This is a genomic window from Actinomycetospora chlora (assembly GCF_039542135.1).
GTDB lineage: Bacteria > Actinomycetota > Actinomycetes > Mycobacteriales > Pseudonocardiaceae > Actinomycetospora > Actinomycetospora chlora.
In genome coordinates this window covers 14,157-30,917 of record NZ_BAABHO010000059.1, presented here as the reverse complement: position 1 = coordinate 30,917, position 16,761 = coordinate 14,157, and the positions used below count along the sequence as shown (strand labels likewise).

Annotated in this window: 16 protein-coding genes; 9 read left to right on the top strand and 7 right to left on the bottom strand. The window is 70.0% G+C overall.

The window, feature by feature from the left end:
• The 3 genes from ABD994_RS26545 to ABD994_RS26535 all read right to left on the bottom strand — a co-directional run.
• Positions 1 to 2,319 (bottom strand): glycosyltransferase family 2 protein (locus tag ABD994_RS26545; RefSeq protein WP_345422911.1); only part of this gene is annotated, 2,319 nt, incomplete at its 3' end.
• A 357-nt stretch (positions 2,320 to 2,676) separates the two neighbouring features.
• Positions 2,677 to 3,210, bottom strand: coding sequence for a metallophosphoesterase family protein (locus tag ABD994_RS26540; protein ID WP_345422917.1), 534 nt, complete (start codon positions 3,208 to 3,210; stop codon positions 2,677 to 2,679).
• A 21-nt stretch (positions 3,211 to 3,231) separates the two neighbouring features.
• Positions 3,232 to 3,645: an SRPBCC family protein gene (locus ABD994_RS26535; protein WP_345422908.1), complete on the bottom strand. Its 414-nt coding sequence runs from the start codon at positions 3,643 to 3,645 to the stop codon at positions 3,232 to 3,234.
• A gap of 109 nt (positions 3,646 to 3,754) precedes the next feature.
• Here ABD994_RS26535 and ABD994_RS26530 point away from each other — a divergent pair, with 109 nt between their 5' ends.
• Positions 3,755 to 5,113, top strand: coding sequence for a cytochrome P450 (locus ABD994_RS26530; protein WP_345422905.1), 1,359 nt, complete (start codon positions 3,755 to 3,757; stop codon positions 5,111 to 5,113).
• Here the strand turns inward: ABD994_RS26530 and ABD994_RS26525 are convergent.
• Entirely contained in the window at positions 5,106 to 6,302 is a 1,197-nt protein-coding gene (locus tag ABD994_RS26525) for an acyl-CoA dehydrogenase family protein (protein WP_345422902.1), read from the bottom strand. The genes ABD994_RS26530 and ABD994_RS26525 overlap by 8 nt on opposite strands.
• 77 nt (positions 6,303 to 6,379) lie before the next feature.
• On the opposite strand from ABD994_RS26525, the gene ABD994_RS26520 reads away from it, so the two are divergent.
• From ABD994_RS26520 to ABD994_RS26510, 3 genes are all read left to right on the top strand, one after another.
• Positions 6,380 to 6,802 carry a limonene-1,2-epoxide hydrolase family protein gene (locus ABD994_RS26520; protein ID WP_345422899.1) on the top strand — a complete coding sequence of 141 codons (423 nt, stop codon included), beginning with the start codon at positions 6,380 to 6,382 and terminating at the stop codon, positions 6,800 to 6,802.
• 101 nt (positions 6,803 to 6,903) lie between these two features.
• A complete protein-coding gene (locus tag ABD994_RS26515; RefSeq protein ID WP_345422896.1) occupies positions 6,904 to 7,083 on the top strand; it encodes a YegP family protein in 180 nt (59 codons plus the stop codon).
• Positions 7,084 to 7,407: 324 nt separating this feature from the next.
• Positions 7,408 to 7,602: a hypothetical protein gene (locus ABD994_RS26510; RefSeq protein ID WP_345422893.1), complete on the top strand. Its 195-nt coding sequence runs from the start codon at positions 7,408 to 7,410 to the stop codon at positions 7,600 to 7,602.
• 16 nt (positions 7,603 to 7,618) lie between these two features.
• On the opposite strand, the gene ABD994_RS26505 is transcribed toward ABD994_RS26510, so the two are convergent.
• A complete protein-coding gene (locus ABD994_RS26505; protein ID WP_345422890.1) occupies positions 7,619 to 8,071 on the bottom strand; it encodes an anthrone oxygenase family protein in 453 nt (150 codons plus the stop codon).
• Positions 8,072 to 8,157: 86 nt separating this feature from the next.
• Between ABD994_RS26505 and ABD994_RS26500 the strand changes: the two genes are divergently transcribed.
• Positions 8,158 to 8,745 carry a TetR/AcrR family transcriptional regulator gene (locus tag ABD994_RS26500; RefSeq protein ID WP_345422887.1) on the top strand — a complete coding sequence of 196 codons (588 nt, stop codon included), beginning with the start codon at positions 8,158 to 8,160 and terminating at the stop codon, positions 8,743 to 8,745.
• 9 nt (positions 8,746 to 8,754) lie between these two features.
• On the opposite strand, the gene ABD994_RS26495 is transcribed toward ABD994_RS26500, so the two are convergent.
• Positions 8,755 to 9,900, bottom strand: coding sequence for an aminotransferase class V-fold PLP-dependent enzyme (locus tag ABD994_RS26495; protein ID WP_345422884.1), 1,146 nt, complete (start codon positions 9,898 to 9,900; stop codon positions 8,755 to 8,757).
• 35 nt (positions 9,901 to 9,935) lie between these two features.
• On the opposite strand from ABD994_RS26495, the gene ABD994_RS26490 reads away from it, so the two are divergent.
• Positions 9,936 to 10,958 (top strand): GlxA family transcriptional regulator, encoded by a 1,023-nt coding sequence (locus ABD994_RS26490; protein ID WP_345422881.1) that lies wholly within the window; start codon positions 9,936 to 9,938, stop codon positions 10,956 to 10,958.
• Between the two features lie 324 nt (positions 10,959 to 11,282).
• On the opposite strand, the gene ABD994_RS26485 is transcribed toward ABD994_RS26490, so the two are convergent.
• Complete coding sequence (locus ABD994_RS26485; RefSeq protein ID WP_345422914.1) at positions 11,283 to 11,672, bottom strand: very short patch repair endonuclease; 390 nt, start codon at positions 11,670 to 11,672, stop codon at positions 11,283 to 11,285.
• A 115-nt stretch (positions 11,673 to 11,787) separates the two neighbouring features.
• On the opposite strand from ABD994_RS26485, the gene ABD994_RS26480 reads away from it, so the two are divergent.
• The 3 genes from ABD994_RS26480 to ABD994_RS26470 all read left to right on the top strand — a co-directional run bounded on the left by ABD994_RS26480 (position 11,788) and on the right by ABD994_RS26470 (position 16,717).
• Complete coding sequence (locus ABD994_RS26480; RefSeq protein ID WP_345422878.1) at positions 11,788 to 12,894, top strand: DNA cytosine methyltransferase; 1,107 nt, start codon at positions 11,788 to 11,790, stop codon at positions 12,892 to 12,894.
• 252 nt (positions 12,895 to 13,146) lie between these two features.
• Positions 13,147 to 15,615 carry an ATP-binding protein gene (locus ABD994_RS26475; RefSeq protein ID WP_345422875.1) on the top strand — a complete coding sequence of 823 codons (2,469 nt, stop codon included), beginning with the start codon at positions 13,147 to 13,149 and terminating at the stop codon, positions 15,613 to 15,615.
• A gap of 112 nt (positions 15,616 to 15,727) precedes the next feature.
• Complete coding sequence (locus tag ABD994_RS26470) at positions 15,728 to 16,717, top strand: PDDEXK family nuclease (protein ID WP_345422872.1); 990 nt, start codon at positions 15,728 to 15,730, stop codon at positions 16,715 to 16,717.
• Positions 16,718 to 16,761: the final 44 nt, after the last annotated feature.

Genomic DNA, 16,761 nt, shown 5'->3' with positions numbered 1-16,761 from the left:
GGCCGGACCGGGCACCGGCGGGCGTCCCGCGGGACGACCCGGCGGGCCGGGCTGCGGCTGCTGGGGCTGCCCCGGCTGCGGCTGCGGCCGCGCGTGCTGCGGCTGGCCCGGCTGGGGACGGGGCCGCGGCCTCGGGCCGGGCGGCACGCCCGGCTGCTGCTGCGTCGGCTGGGGCTGGCCCGGCTGCTGCTGCGTCGGCTGCGGGGAGGGCCGGCGCTTGTCGCGCGGCACCGGCGACGGCGCCGGATCGACACCCCGCCCGTCCTCGGGCGCGCGCCGGCGTCCGGACGCGGGCCGCGCACCGTGGGTCTCGTCGCCCTGGTTCCGCCGCGACAGCGACGACGTGCGCACCCAGCCCGCGGGCAGGTCGCCGCCGAGCGCCACGGCCGGCCGCGACGCCGCCGCGGCCACCGTGGCCGCCGCCGTCGCCTCGGCCATGGCTGGCATCCCGACCGGCGGGGACTGGGGCACCGGCGAGCGGCGCGTCGAACTCCCGGCCGCCAGCAGCGCGTCGAGCGCCGCGCGCTCGAGCGACTCGGTGGTGACGCCCGACCGGCCGTCGGGCAGCACCGGCGCCGGGTCGATCGCGGGCTTGCGCCCGACGATCCGCTCGACCAGGCACAGGACCGGCGGCGCGAGGCAGGCGGCCAGCGCGACCGCGGGCCACAGCAGCACGGCGGGCGTCGCGTAGCCCTGCATGATCGCCAGCACGATCGCGGCGGCGAGCAGGAGCGCCCATTGGAGGTGGCGCCGGAACGTCAGGATGTGGTCCGCGCTCGACGACAGGCCCTTGGGCGTGACGACGAAGCGGGCCGGCAGGCGCAGGATCGTGGCGATCAGCGACGCCGCGAAGATCGGCGCCGCGAAGATCGACATCAGCATGCCCTTGACGCCCGAGGAGCCCTCGGCCTCGTAGGGGCTGACGTTGTACCGCCGGTTGCGCAGGTAGACCCACAGCTGGAAGGCCGTGGCGTCGATGTAGAGCGCGAGCCAGAGCTGCACCGGCACGACCACGCCCTGGACGCCCAGGGCGAGGAAGAGGCAGGCGTTGACCGCGCCGAGCACCCAGCCGATGGCCATCGACGGGTAGAAGGTCGTGATGAGGATGTAGTGCAGCGCGCGGCCCGGCGACAGGCGCGGCAGCCGCAGCAGCATCTCCTTGAGCAGCACCTCGAACGTGCCGCGCGACCAGCGCATCTGCTGGCTGAAGAAGTCGCCCCACGAGGACGGGCCCTCGCCGACGGCGAGCACGTCGGGCGTGTAGACCGACTTCCACCGGCGCCCCGAGCTCGGGTTGCGCCGCGTGTGGAACTTCAGGCCGGTGGCCATGTCCTCGGTGATCGAGTCGGACAGGCCCCCGACGCCCTTGAGGGCGCTGATGCGGATGGCGTTGTTGGTCCCCACCAGCATCGCCGCGTTGTAGCGGTTGGCCGCGCGCTGGATCAGCGAGTGGAACGGGAACTGCTGGGACTCCGCGGCGCGGGTCACGAACGTCTCGTCGTTCGCGTAGCACTGTGGGCCCACGACGAAGGCGACGTCGGGGTCGCGGAAGTAGCCCAGGATGCGCTCGGCGTAGTTCGGCAGCGGCACGTGGTCGGGGTCGACCGAGAGGAAGACCTCGTAGGAGTCGCCGTGCTCGGCGACCCACGCGTTGTAGTTGCCGTGCTTGGTCTTCGCCTTGAAGGCGCCCTTGCGCTGGTTGTACTTCGCGATGCCCTTGCGGGTGAAGTGGTTGACGCCCAGCTCGCGGCACATGGCCTTGACGTCCGGGTCGTCACCCTCGTCGAGGATCCAGACGTCGAGGATCCCGTCGTACTGGATGCGCAGCGCCGCCTGCAGGGTGCCGCGGACGACGTCGATGGGTTCCTTGCTGGGCACGATCGTCGTGAGGAACGCGATGCGCCGGTCGGGCTCGGGCGGCACGGGGACCGGGTCCCGGCTGATCACCGAGGCCAGCGACAGCGAGAAGACGTTGATCAGCCGCAGGAGCTCCATGAGGCCGATCGAGCCGATGACGACCCAGTTCGCGTAGATCGCGAACGTCGAGCCGATGACCGGTGGCCGGTGCGACGGGTGCAGCAGCCAGAGGAAGAAGAGGGCCTCGAAGGCGAAGTTCAGGCCGGCGACCAGCAGGGAGCGGGCGACACGGCCGCTGCCGTGCACCGCGTCGACGCCCCGGTAGGCGACCCGGTACGGGCCGTCGGCGGGGTCGGGCTCCCGGATGGGACCGGCGAGCTGAGAGAACTCCTGGATGCGACGGCCGACGACGAGTTCCGACTCGTCGACCTCGTCCGGGGGTCGCTCGGCAAGAAGGGTCATCGGCCGTTTCGTCTCGATCCTCGCGACGGCACCGGCCACTGCGCAGCCCACACCGCAGCGGCGATCGTCACGAGCCTCCCGTCGTCGTCGCACTCCCCGCGGGCCCTCGAGGGGGCGGTTCCGCCGACGTGCCGTTCCTCCTGTCCGGTCTTCGCGTGGACCGAGACCGCTGGTCTCCCACCGGCCCCGAGAACGGTAAGGCCATCACCCACCGTGCTCATCGAGGGGGACGGTCAACCCGCCTCCCCGGTGGCTCCGGACCCGCGATCCCGCACCATCTTCGCCCGAACGGGGCCTGCCGACGGGGGCGACACCCCCGACGACGCCCGTTCGAGACCGGCGACGCACGGTAGCGCGTCAGGTACGGCGGGCTGCCGCGGGGAGGTCGTGGCGCGCGACGTCGCGCAGGACGCCGCCGCGCACCTCGGCGGTCATGTAGGTGCACGCCGGCTGGCGGCGGCGCTCGGTGGGCGAGCCGGGGTTGAGCAGGCGCACCCCGCCCGGCGTCGTCGAGTCCCACGGGATGTGGCTGTGCCCGAACACGAGGACGTCGACCGGGGTGTCGCCGTCCGGCCCGAACCGCGCGTCGCAGCGACGCTCGCGACCGTCGGCGGCGCCGGTCTCGTGGGTGACGGCCAGGCGCACGCCGCCGACGTCGGCGACCGCGGTCTCGGGCAGCCGGGCGCGCAGGTCGTCGCCGTCGTTGTTGCCCCAGCACGCGACCAGGAGGCGCGACCGCTGCTCGAACGCGTCGAGCAGCGCGGGGGCCATCCAGTCGCCGGCGTGGACCACGACGTCGGCGGCGTCGATCCGGTCCCAGAGCTCGGCGGGCAGCTCGCGGTGGGGGTAGCGGGGTGTGAGGTGGGTATCGGTGGTGAGCAGGAGGCGCAGGATCGCCCGGTCGGTCACGGCTCAGCGCTCCAGCAGCAGCGAGTGCAGCGCGACGAGCGCGAGCGGCGCGTAGGGCAGCACGACCAGGGCGGGCCCCGTGGTGCGCAGCCAGGTCCGCGAGCGGGTGTGGGGACCGTCGTCGGGACGGGCGTCCTCGACGCCGTGCTCGAGGTGCAGCGTGACCGGCCCGACCCGGACCCGCCAGGACCAGGTGCGGGCGGCCTCGTCGACCGCGGTGACCTCGAACGGCACGTGCACGAGCCCGGCCGCCCGGACGGTGCCCCGCATCCCGGGCCGCAGCCGCCGGGTGGACGGGCCCGCGACGGTCACGCCGGAGATCTGCGGCGCCCAGCGGCTCCAGAGGTCGAGGTCGGCGTAGCGCTCCCACGCCTGGTCGGCGGGGAGCGGTCCGGTCGCCCGCAGCGTCGTCTGCACGGTCGTGGACGTACCCGCGACGGCCCTGGACGACGAACACATACTCCGAGTACGGTTTCGACCGAACGCCGGTACGGCCACGTACCGCTTCGACCCGCGGGAGGTCGCCGTGTCGCTGTCGGACGCCGTCAGGTCCAGCTCGCTGGGCACGACCCTGCGCTGGGGCGCCACCCACGGGCTCATGCGCGCCGCCATCCGCCGCCAGGTCCGCGGGGGCAACCCCGACGCGCAGCTGCTGCTCGACCCGGTGATGCAGGCGGACCCGTTCCCTCACTACGAGCGGATCCGCGCGTCCTACCCCTTCGCTCCGGGCGCGTTCGCGCGCCTGACCGTGCACCACGACGTGTCCACCGCCGTCCTGCGCAGCGACGACTTCGGCGTCACCAACCCCACGTCGGTCGTCCCCGGTCCGGCACGGTTCGCGCTCGCCCTGGCCGGGCCGCCGCGCAACCCGGGGCCGATCGAGCCGCCGTCGATGCTCGCGGTCGACGCGCCGGACCACCCGCGCTACCGCAAGCTCGTCAGCCGGGCGTTCACCGCCAAGCGGGTCGCCGCGCTGCGCGAGCGCACCGCCGCGGTGGCCGGGGAGCTGCTCGACGACATGGACCGCGCGGCCCGCGACGGCGACGGGCACACGGTCGACCTCGTCGCCCACTACGCGAGCCTGCTGCCGGTCACCGTGATCAGCGAGATGCTCGGCGTGCCGACGTCGATGCGCGACCAGTTCCTGGCCTGGGGCGACGGCGCGGCCACCTCGCTGGACATGGGTCTGAGCCGCCGCGCGCACGCCTCGATGGAGCGCAACCTCGCCGCCCTCAACGACTGGATGCGCGAGCACCTGCGCCGCCTGCGCCGCGAGCCCGGCGACGACCTGCTCTCGAACATCGTCGGCCAGACCGACGACGACGGGACCGGGCTCACCGAGCAGGAGCTCGTCTCCACCGCCCTGCTCGTGCTCGCCGCGGGGTTCGAGACGACGGTCAACCTCATCGGCAACGGCACCGCGCAGCTCTTCGCCCACCCCGAGCAGCGCGAGCGCCTCGCCGCCGAGCCCGACCTGTGGCCGAACGCCGTCGACGAGATCCTCCGGTTCGACCCGCCCGTCGAGCGCACCGCGCGGCGGGCGAGGGTCGACACCGAGGTCGCCGGGCAGGCGATCCCGGCCGGCGGCCTCGCCGTCACCGTGCTGGCGGGCGCCAACCGCGACCCCCGGGTGTTCGACGACCCGGGTGTCTTCGACGTCGCCCGCGCGAACGCCAAGGAGCACCTGGCGTTCTCCAGCGGCCCGCACTTCTGCCTCGGCGCGCAGCTCGCCCGGATGGAGGGCGAGGTCGCACTGCGCGCCCTGTTCGAGCGCCACCCGCGTCTCGCCCCGGCCGGCGCCGGCACGCGTCGCCCCACCCGCATCCTGCGGGGCTACGCGGCGCTGCCCGTGCGGCTCGCGCCGGCTGTCAGCGCCGTCAGCTGAAGGCGCCGTGCCCCGTGATCTCCCGGCCCACGATGAGGGTCTGGATGGTCTCGGTGCCCTCGAACGTGTGGATCGACTCGATGTCGGCCATGTGCCGCATGACGTGGTTGTCGAGCAGGATCCCGTTGCCGCCGAGCAGGTCGCGGGCCTCGGAGAGGATCCAGCGGGCCTTGCGCGTGTTGTTCATCTTCGCGAGGCCGGCGATGGTCGGGGCGAGGTCGTGGTCCTCGGCGAGCTGGGCGATCTGCATGCAGTAGAGCTGCATCCCGGTCAGCTCGGCCAGCATCTTGACCAGCCGGTCCTGGACGATCTGGTTGCGGGCCAGCGGGCGGCCGAACTGCTGGCGGTCCAGCGCGTAGCGCAACGCCGCGTCGTACCCCGCCGTGGCCGCGCCCAGGGCCATCCACGCGCACGTGCCGCGCGTGGTGGCGAGCACGCGGCCGGCGTCCTTGAAGCTCTCGGCGCCCGGCAGCCGGTCGCGCTCGGGGACCCGGACCCCGTCGAGGCTCACGTCGGCCTGCCACACGGCCCGCATCGAGGCCTTCCGCGGGATGACCGTGCCCTCGTAGCCGGGGGTCGACGTGTCGACGAGGAAGCCGAGCACCGCGCGCGTCTCCACGTCGCGGGCCCACACGACCGTCCGGCCGGCGATGCTGCCGTTGCCGATCCAGCGCTTGCGCCCGTCGATCACCCAGTCGTCGCCGTCGCGGCGCGCCGTCGTCTCGAGCGCGACCGAGTCCGACCCGTGGTCCGGCTCGGTGAGCCCGAACGCCCCCACCAGGTCCAGCCGCGCCATCGCGGGCAGGAACTCCTGCTTCTGCTCCTCCGAGCCGAGCATGTCGATCGACTTCATGGCGAGCCCCGACTGCACCGCGTGGAACGTCGCGAGGCTGCCGTCGCCGCGGGCGAGCTCCATCGCCACCAGCCCGGACGTCAGGGAGTCGTGGCCGGGGCAGCCGTAGCCGGTGATGTCGTCGCCGACGATGTCCAGGTCGACCATCCCGCGGATGACGTCCCACGACATCTCCGCGGCGTCCCACGCCTCCGGGGCCGCGGGCGACACCACGTGGTCGACGTAGCGGCGCACGGCCATGAACGTGTCCCACTGCGCCTCGTTGAACCGCCGGCGCACCGAGAAGAAGTCGGTACCCAGCGCCTCGGTGAGCGGGGCCTGGCTGTCGACGGTCATGGACACTCCTCGCGGGGGACGCCGGTAGAGCTGCCATTCCCCGTCGTGACGCCCGCCACGCCCCCGGAGGACCCGCCGTGACCACACCGACGTCCGATCCCGCCACGGTCGTGCGGGCCTTCCTCGCCGATCTCGAGCGCCTCGACCTCGACGCGGCGTGCGCCCACCTGGCACCCGACGTGGTGTACGTGAACGTGTCGCTGCCGCCGGCGCGCGGGATCGCGGCCACCCGCCGCGTGCTCGGGCTGCTCACCGCCCGCGCCACCGGGTTCCGCGCCGAGAACCACCGCCTGGTGGCCGACGGCCCGGTGGTGCTCACCGAGCGGACCGACACCATCGAGATCGGGCGGCTGCGCACCTCGTTCTGGGTCTGCGGCACGTTCGAGGTGCACGACGGCGCGATCACGCTCTGGCGCGACTACTTCGACTGGGCCGCCGTCACCGGCGCGCTCGCCACGGGCGTCGGGCGCGCCGTGCTCTCGCTGGTGCGCGGCCGCTGAGCGCGCGCCGGGTGTTGCCGGCGCGGTGCTCCCGCGATGCGTCCGTTCGCGCTAGCGTCCGCCGCCGTCCGGCACGTTCAGCACCGAGCGGAGGGATCGTCATGGCGGGCAAGTTCGAGGTGTACCAGGACAAGGCCGGGAAGTACCGGTTCCGGCTGAAGGCCAGCAACGGCCAGATCGTCGCGTCGGGAGAGGCGTACGAGACGAAGGCCGCCGCCCGCAAGGGCTGCGAGTCCGTCCAGAAGGCCGCCGACGGCGCGCCGATCGAGGAAACCGTCTGACGCGGTGAGCGCGGCCCGGCCGGGGCGGTGCGGCGCTCCGGCCGGGTCACCCGGTCGGTGTCAACCTCCCTGATGTCGGTATCCGCGTGACGAGAGCCATGGCACGGCAGCGCATCTGCCCTCGCGGCAGGCGTTCCGTTGCGCCGCTCGCGGGTATATCCACGGACTTCATCACCCGTGCGGCCTACGAGGACGCGCCGCACGGACCCACGGTGGACGTGGCGGGACGTCGTCCCACCCCATCGTGGACACCCGCGGGGGGAGTGGATGGACGGACAGGCACGGCACCGGGGGGCTCGACCGGATGGGTCCGCCGAGTACCTGGTGGTGGTCGCCGATCGGGCGGGCCGCTTCCGGGACGCGTACGGCCCCTACACGCTCGCCGGGGCGAACCGTGAGGCCGAGCGTCACCGGCAGGCACTCGTCGCGGCCGGCGTGACCGGCGACGTGCGGATCGCCCGTCACCACCCCGTGGCCATCCCGCAGCAGCGCGGCGCCCGACGCGTCGGGGAGCCCTGACCGCGGCGGGGACGCGTCACAGCGCCGCCGTCGCGGCCAGGACGAGCACGAACGCCGCGACGATGACGGCCACGCGCACGTAGTGCAGCCGGTCCCAGCGACGGTGCTGTTCACGCCAGTCGGCGGGGTGGCTCTCGGCGGTCCACGTCCGTGCGCGGTTGTTGATCGGCACCAGCAGGGCGACGGACATCGCGACGCTGACGGCGAGCAGCAGCCCCGCGACCAGCGCCGGGGCGGCCGCGGCCGTCCCCCAGGCCACCGCCGTGAGCGCCGCGGTGAGCACCAGCGCGCCGATGTACCAGACGGGCATCGCGCGGCCGAGCATGCGCCCGCCGTCGGCCCGGGCCTCGAGGGACGGGCCGGCCGGCAGGCGCAGCAGGATCGGGTTGAGGACGACGGCGACGGCGAGCTCGACGCCGACCATGAGGCCGACGACGGTCGCGGTGACGACGGCGAGAACGGTGATCACGGGAGTCTCCTCTTCACCTAGCAATGCTAGTTTCCTAGCACCGCTAGGCTAGGCTCGCCGGACCGGGACGGCAAGGGAGGCAGGCGATGGCCGAGCGGACGTCACGCCGGCAGCGCGTCGACGAGCGCCACCGGCGGATCCTCGACGCGGCCCGGGAGCGGGCCGACGCCGACGGGTGGGCGGCGGTGACGACACGGCGCCTCGCCGACGCCATCGGCTACACGCAGCCGGTGCTCTACAGCCACTTCCCCGGCGGCAAGGCGGAGATCATGCTGGCCGTCGCGCTGGAGGGCTTCGTCGAGCTCGCCCGGCGGTGTCGCGCCGCGCTCGGGCCCGGGCCGGGTCGGGCGGCGATCGAGGCCGTGGCCGCCGCCTACCTGGACTTCGGGCGGGAGCACCCGGCGGTCTACGAGGCCATGTTCTCCGAGCCGCTCGACACGCCGTTCGGCCAGGACGGGACGCGTCCGGAGCTCCGCGCGGGCTTCGACACCCTCGCCGAGGCCATCGGCGACGACGACGGCACGGCGACCGAGGTGTTCTGGAGCGCCCTGCACGGGCTCGGTCTGCTGGAGCGCACCGGTCGCGTGCGCCCGGAGCACCGGGCGGAGCGCGTGGCCGAGCTCGCCGCCCGCTTCGCGCCGCCGTCCGGCACGGGGACGCGCCCACCGGACTGACGGGCGGCGCTACCGCAGTGCGGTGGCGAGCGCGGCGACGAGGCGTTCGACGTCGTCGGCGTCGGTGTGGAGATGCGGTGCCAGGCGGAGCGACGAGCCGCGGACGGCGGCGAAGCACCGGGCGTCGGCGAGGGCCGGCAGCACGGCGCCGCGGACCCCCGCGGGGAGGTGCACGCCGAGCATGTGGGGACCGCGGGGATGCGCCAGCGGGTGCAGCTCGATGCTGCTCAGACGCTCCACGATGAGGTCGGTGGTCGCGCGGAGAGCGGCGGCGACGTCGGCGACCCCCCAGCTCAGCAGCTGCCGCACCGCGGCGACGGCCATCGGTGTCAGCTCGAACAGGGTGCGTTGGCCCTGGTCGAACCGCCGCGCGCCGGGCTGGTACTCGTCGCGGTACTCGGTCAGACGCGCGAAGTCCTCGGAACCGGCGCGCACGACCCAGTTCTCCTCGAGCGGCTCACCGTCACGGAGCCGGGGCGCCAGCCAGAGGTAGCCGCGCCCGAAGGGGCCGAGCAGCCACTTGTAGCCCACGCTGACCACCGCGTCGGGCCGCAGCGCCGCCACGTCGAGCGGGACCGCCCCGAGCGACTGGCTCGCGTCGACGACCAGGCTCGCGCCCACGGCCCGGGCCCGGGTGGCGATCGCCGCCAGGTCCACCCAGGCGCCGTCCGTCCAGTGCACCTGCGGGCTGCTGACCACCGCGGTCCGCTCGTCGACGGCGTCGAGGACCGCGTCGGTCCAGGTCTGCCCCGCCGCCGGCGCCACGGTGACCACCTCGGCGCCGTGGCGGGCGGCGAACCGCCGCCAGGTGTAGATCCCCGACGGGTACTCCTCGGCGAGGACCACGACCCGGGCGCCCGGCTCGGCGCGGAGATTGGCCGCGACCGCGGCGAAGCCGTAGCTGGTCGACGGCACGAGCGCGACGCCCTCGGCGGTGTCCCCGAGCAGCCGGCCGACCAGGTCGCGCAAGGTCTCGACGTCGGTGAACCAGTCCTCCGGGCCGATCGTCCACGGCCGCCCTCGCCGCCCCAGTGCCTGCCGTCCGGCCTCGGCCACGGAGTGCAGCACCGGGGCCAGGTTCGCCGTGTTGAAGTACGCCACGTCGTCGGGGACGTCGAACGCGGCGCGCCGGCCGGCCAGGTCGCTCAGGGGCACCGACGCATCCCACCAGCGTTCCCCACGGCGACGGCGTGGCAGGACTGCCCGACATGCCGCACTTCCTGCCATGCTGCCCGGCGATGGACGACCACCTGGTGATCGAATCGGTCGCGGTCGTCGTGGACGACGGCGTGGCGCCCTTCGAGCTGGGCGTGGCGTGCGAGCTCTTCGGGCTCGACCGCTCCGACCAGGGCCTGCCGGTCTACGGGTTCGACCTCGCGGCCGTCACCCCCGGTCAGGTGGCCACCACCGCCGGGTTCGCGATCTCGGTCGCGCAGGATCTGACCCCGCTCGGCGGCGCCGACCTCGTCGTGCTGCCCGCCGGCTCGTGGACCGAGAGTGAACCCGGCCCCGATCTCCGGGCCGCGCTGCACGCGGCGCACGACCGCGGGGCCCACATCATGGCGATCTGCCGCGGGGCGTTCGTGCTCGCCGCGACGGGTCTCCTCGACGGCCGGCGCGCCAGCACGCACTGGCGGTGGAGCGAGCAGTTCCGCCGCCTCTTCCCGCGGGTGCACCTCGACGCCGACGCCCTCTACGTCGACGACGGCGACATCTCGACGTCGGCCGGCACCGCCGCGGGGATCGACCTCGGCCTGCACCTGCTCCGGCGCGCGCACGGCGCGGCGACCGCGGCCGACATCGCCCGCCGCATGGTCGTCGCGCCGCACCGCGGCGGCGGCCAGGCCCAGTACCCCCGCCGGCCGATGGCCGCGAGCACGCACACCGACACCCTCCACGCCACCCTGGCGTGGGCGCTCGAGCGGCTCGCGACCGCGCTCACCGTCGACGAGCTCGCCGCCCACGCGAACCTCGCCCCCCGGACCTTCGCCCGCCGGTTCCACGAGACGTGCGGCACCACCCCGCACCGGTGGCTCGACGCCCAGCGGGTCGATCGCGCACGGCAGTTGCTCGAGACGACCGACCTGCCCGTCGCCGCGATCGCCCCGCGGTGCGGGTTCGGCTCCACCGACGCCCTGCGGGCGAACTTCGCCCGCCGGCTGGGGACGACACCCACCCAGTACCGCCGGAGCTTCCACGTCGGCGCCCCGTAGCCGACGTCAGGCGATGTGGCGGCCGCTGATGGCGCGGGCGATGACGAGCTGCTGGATCTGCTCGGTGCCCTCGAAGATGTCGTAGATCTGTCGCAGGTCGGCCATGACCTGCGCCGACTTCGGGCGAACCACCTCCGACCTGGGCTTGAGCTGCTCGATACTTCTCAGCGCCGCTCGGCCCTCCCCGACCTCCGACGGCCTGACCACGGCCTGGACGTAGCTCGACGAGGCAAAGTTATCCACAGGTCTGGAAGTCAATGGAGCCGTGGGCGACCGCTGCACGTCGAACGTGGTGTGCAGATCAACGACGACTTTCCAGGTAGATCAACTCGGCGTGCCACGCCGTCTGTCCTCGACCGCCGCTCGGACCCGCTGCGACGCCTCGTCCGGGTCCTCGTGCTCCCACACTCGCAGAGGCAGCCAACCCGCTTCGCGCAAGCGCTCGTCAGTGTCTCGGTCGCGACGTCGGTTGGTCTCGACCTTCGTCGCCCAGAAGCCACTGTTCGTAACTGCGACCGTGTGGTGCTCAGGGCAGCCGTGCCAGAAGCAGCCGTCGAGGAAGACTGCGACCTTCGCGCGGGAGAAGACCAGGTCGGCGGTCCGCCGCACCTGCTTGAGCGGCCGGGCGTTGACTCGGTAGCGGAGCCCGAGCGCGTGGACCGCCCGACGCAGCGCCAACTCGGGACCGGTGTCTCGTCCGCGGTTGGACCTCATGCTCGCCCGGACCCCGGGCGACGAGGCCCACGACTCATCGGGCACGGTCGACCACGGTACGCAAGAGCGCGTTGCACGCTGGGCACTGTCGGGGAGGGTGAATAACATGCGTGGCATGCAGGCTCCGCTCACCGTGATCGACTTGTTCGCAGGGTGTGGCGGCATGACCCAGGGCTTCGTCGAGCAGGGCTTCACACCGGTCCAGGCCGTGGAGCACAACCTCGCGGCCGCGGCGACGTACGCCGCCAACTTCGGCGAAGACCACATGTACTGGGGCGACATCGCCGACTTCGGCGACGACGACATCCCCGACGCCGACGTCGTCATCGGCGGACCACCCTGTCAGGGCTTCTCCAACCTCGGGAGCAAGGACGTCGAGGACCCTCGCAACCAGCTATGGAAGCAGTACTTGCGGTTCGTCCAGGTCGCCCAGCCGCGCGTGTTCGTGGTCGAGAACGTCGACCGGTTCTCCAAGAGCGCTGAGTTCCAGCTACTCCACGCGCAGACGGAGGCCGGCGGGATGCTCGAGGGTTACACCCTCCAGTCCGATGTACTGCTCGCTGCGAACTACGGCGTTGCTCAGCGTCGCCCCCGCACGATCCTGATCGGCTCGCGGATCGGCAAGGTCAGCCTCCCGGAGGCGACCCACTCGCGACTCCCCACGCTGACGACACGGGAGTGGGAGACCGTGCGCTCACGCATCGGCCACTTACCCGAGCGGCCCGAGACTACCGATCTGCCAAACACCAAGGTCGAGTACTTTGGACGAACTGTCCCGGGGGAATTCAAGCCGCGCGACCTGCACTTCGGCCGCCGGCCCCGCGAGATGTCGCTCCAGCGCTACGACTGCATCCCGCCCGGAGGCGGTCGATTTGACCTCCCCGACGAGCTCCTCCCTAGATGCTGGCGCGAGAAGCCCACTGGGACGACCGATGTCATGGGCCGGATGCGGTGGGAGGCGCCGTCGCTAACGATCCGAACTGAGTTCTTCAAGCCCGAGAAGGGGCAGTATCTGCACCCACAGTGGGACAAGAGCTCGCCAGCACGACGTGTCAATCGAGTCATTACGCATCTCGAAGCCGCGAGTCTTCAAGACTTCCCTGAGGACTTCAAGTGGTGTGGCTCGAAGATCGAGATCGCCAAGCAAATCGGCAACGCCGTCCCAGTCGGTCTGGCCGCCGCCATCGCGCGCCACCTCCGGCAACAGCTTCAGGCAGGGTGAATCAAAGCAGGTGTGCCGCGCTACGTGAGTTCGAGGCGCAGACGCTTCGCCTTGGAACGCCTGCAAGGTTGAGTCGTCGCCAAGGTCTCTCTCGAAAGTTCTTCCGGGGAGCTGGCGAGGCAATCGGGAAGGTGTCCGCGCGCGCGCACGGCGTCTACGGTGGCCAGAAGGTCTCGCGCCCACCATCTTGTGGACTGTTGGCACACGACCGCGAGCTGCAGGACACCCCAAGGCGTGAAGACAGGAGTCTCAGTGACCAACGGACCGGAAACGCAGCCACCAGATGGCCAAGAGACAGCACTCGCCGAGCTGGGCACGAACGTTGATCAGGTAACCGTTGACATTGATAACGCGATCATCAGCCACTTCTCGGAACACCTATACAACTCGCCGAACAAAGCCATTGAAGAGCTCGTGTCGAACGGGTTTGACGCGTTCGCCAAAAATGTTCATGTCTATATTCCCGGAGCCTACGTTGAAGACCGAGTGGTCGTATGGGACGACGGCGGCTCCATGGATATTCCGAGCTTGAAGAATTTGTGGCTGATCGCGAAGAGCCCGAAGGATGACGGTAGCGATCGCGTCGTCACCCGCGATGGAAGAACCAGAAGCCTCATCGGGAAGTTCGGGATCGGCAAGCTTGCGAGCTACGCAATTGGCCACCGAATAACACACCTATGCAAGGTCTCGGGTCGGTATCTCGCCGTGACCGTCGACTACCGCACCGTACCTACCGGACGGGTTCCCGGTGATCCGGGCGACGCTACAGCGGAGCGCATCAAGACTCCCATCCGCGAGCTCCTTGAGTCCGAGATGCGCGAGTTGGCTGGCGCTCAATTCTCACAAGCGCCCCAGTCGTTCGATACCCTGTTCGACTCAGATAGTTGGACGCTCGCGGTGATCGATCTGCTCAAGGGCGCTGAGCTGAAGCCAGGTCGGCTGCGCTGGGTGATCGGTAACGGGATGCCACTGCGTCCAGACTTCAGAGTTTTCGTCGAGGAAACCGAGGCGACGCCGCGAATTTTGAAGGGTGCGCTACAAGATTGGAAGATCAACGATCCCCTAGTTGTTGACGCGTTGCGCGCTGTCTGGTCCGCGGCACGTAAAGACGGGCATGTACAGGGCGACTTGCCAGACCCCACCACGGACGGGGAGCTAACATTCCCGAAGTTGGGCACCGTGACAGCTTCGGTCCGGCTATTCGAGGAAAGCCTCTATAAGCCTGGCTCGGACGATGCCCGTAGTTACGGATTCTTCATCTTAGTCCGAGGACGACTAATCAACACGGACGACGAGAAATTCCTCCTCGACGATCCGAACTATGGCACGTTCTACCGCTCGCAGTTCGTAATCGACGCGGACGGGTTGGACGCGGAGCTCCTGGCTGATCGCGAGAGGCTGCGCCGTGACACGCCAGCAACTCGCGAACTTGCAGCCATTCAACGCGGCCTATTTCGCGCAGCTCGAGCCTGGCTGAATAAGAACGATGAAGAGACCTCTGCGCGGGAGCGGCCGGAGAGCCGGCTGCCGACTCATTCGAGGGACTTGTTCCGCGAGCCGATTCAGGCACTGCTGGACCTCCTTCCCGAGGGCCAACAACCGGCCGTCAATCTTGACGACCCCACCATCGCCACCGCTTCGATGGCGACCAGCGATCGGCTCGGTGTCTTCGACTCAACGAGCGGCTCCCTAAACGTGAACGAGTCGCATCCCTTCTACCAAGTAGTTAAATCGCGAGCTGGCCGCGGGCGACGTGCAGATAAGGTCATGCAGGCGTTCGAGTTGTTGGCAGTCGCGGAGAAGCTTACGGAGGGTCACCTCTACGCCGCTGGAGTCAAAGACGACGTGGTTGAGGACCTATTCTCCTGGCGCGATCGTCTGTTTCGAGCGCTCGCACTAGCGTACGACAGAAACGCCGAAGATGTTGTTCTTGAGCTCCGAGCTGCCTCTATACCTGGGGCGGCCCGATTCGAAGACGCCGTTGCGGAAGCGTTCCAATATATGGGATTCATTGCGACGAGGGACGGCGGGAGCGGGAAGAAGGATGTGCTAGCGATCGCTCCGATCGGTCCCGGTGAGAAGCGGTTTATCGTCGAGGCCAAGGGCAGCCAAGAAGCAGTCGGAAACGTAACGGCCGCTGTCGGCGGTGCAGCCGCGCATCGCGACGCCGTCGGAGCTACGCATGCGCTAATCGTGGCCCGTGAGTTTACCGGGTGGCGGAACGGTGACGAGGCAGCCATTCTTCGGGAATGTAGAGCGGCTAAAGGTGTTTCAGTAGTTCAAGTCGAGACGCTGGTCCAGTTGATGCGGGCGGTTGACGAGTACAGCTATCCTCTAAGCCTGATCGCCGATGCGCTCTTTGAGATCGAAGAGCCAGAAGCTAAGGATGAACGTATCAAGCATCTGACAAATCCTTTAGACCAGTTCAATTATCGATTGGTACTCGAAGACATCTGGATGCGACAGCAGCACGAGTCAGCGCAGGACGTTGTGCCGATACGCACGATGTGGCAGGGCAATCCTGAATGGCGCCGCGGCATGGAGCTGGACGACTTCCTCAATCGTTTGGTCGCACTTGAAAGACTTGCAGGTGGCCTTCTGCGGGTGGAGCTTCCGCAGCAGAACGTCATGATGCAGCAGTCACCCGAGGTCGTCGCTCACCACATTCAGGTAGCCCTGGGAGCTGACCCGGTCGCGAGTCCTCCCGGCCAGCAGTCGTGATCGCCCGCTTAGCCGCTGGTGAGACGCTGAACATGCGTGTTGTCCTGGTCGATCTGAGGAGCACGCCGGGCCCGACCGCGCAAGACTACTCCCGGTGCGATAGACAAGGCTCGTGGCCCTTGAGGAAGATCATCAAGCCCTAGTCGCGCCGTTCGTCGGCGCAGGGCCAGCGCTCGCCGCGGTCGGCTTCGCGCTCTGCTGGCCCAACGACTCCGCGTGGGCAGATGCGGTCAACATCGTTGTACACGCAGGAGAGCAGCTCGAGGAGGCGGCGAGTCGGCTGGACATCGGCTGGAGTCCTCAGTGGTTTATAGACGCCGGTCACCAACCTCTCGATGTTCAGGGGTACTCGCTTCTCGACGGAGCGGTGGCGAAATCTTCGGGTCCGATTAGCTGGACGCCGAAACCAAGGCTTCCCAGAGTCGACGACCAGACTGGGCCCGACGCGGGTGCGAAAGCCAAGGCACGTAGAATAGCTGGTGAGGTTGCTGTCTCCGCACTCTGGAGGAAGAGCCTTCCAAGGGAGTATCGACGCGACGGCAATGAGATAAGGCCAGTCGGAGTCTTAGACAGGAACACTCGAGGCACGCGATTCAAAGACTTCCTTGTCTACGTTCTTCAGTCGGGGTTGCCCGGCGGATGGCGAGTTGAGCCGGAGGTGCACCTCACTCACATCCGTGGCCTCCACATGCGGAAAGACGTTGGAGAACGTCGTAGTGATATCGCAGTAATCGACGATGGCAATCGACTCGTTGCAGTGATCTCGTCCAAATTCACATGGCGAAGTGATCGGGGCACAGAAGCAGCCCAGATGGTTCCGCTGAAGCAGTATCGGCCAGATGTCCCGTACGCCATGGTCACCGCGGAACACGCCCGGGTTCGCGTTGTGGCTCGAGAGAGTATCGAGGATAGCGTCTACCACCTGTGCCCACACATCGCCGGAGCGTGGCGGACGATCTATGACTCGCCAACCTCTCCTCGCGTCGCGTACCCCTCCCTCGCTCGTCTGGAGGAAGCTGGTCGGGCTTGGGCACTCAATGCCGACCTGACGGGCCTCCCGGAGCTTCTGGCGGACTTGCGAAATAGTGGGACCATTTTGTAGAGCCCGCTATCTTGATGTAAGACTGGGCGGCGCTTAACGTTCCC

What these genes read in the sequence shown, in the direction of transcription:
- ABD994_RS26485 (WP_345422914.1), bottom strand. Translation starts at nt 11,672, where the DNA reads ATGAGGTCCAACCGCGGACGAGACACCGGTCCCGAGTTGGCGCTGCGT.
- ABD994_RS26500 (WP_345422887.1), top strand. Translation starts at nt 8,158, where the DNA reads ATGGCCGAGCGGACGTCACGCCGGCAGCGCGTCGACGAGCGCCACCGG.
- ABD994_RS26525 (WP_345422902.1), bottom strand. Translation starts at nt 6,302, where the DNA reads ATGACCGTCGACAGCCAGGCCCCGCTCACCGAGGCGCTGGGTACCGAC.
- ABD994_RS26480 (WP_345422878.1), top strand. Translation starts at nt 11,788, where the DNA reads ATGCAGGCTCCGCTCACCGTGATCGACTTGTTCGCAGGGTGTGGCGGC.
- ABD994_RS26515 (WP_345422896.1), top strand. Translation starts at nt 6,904, where the DNA reads ATGGCGGGCAAGTTCGAGGTGTACCAGGACAAGGCCGGGAAGTACCGG.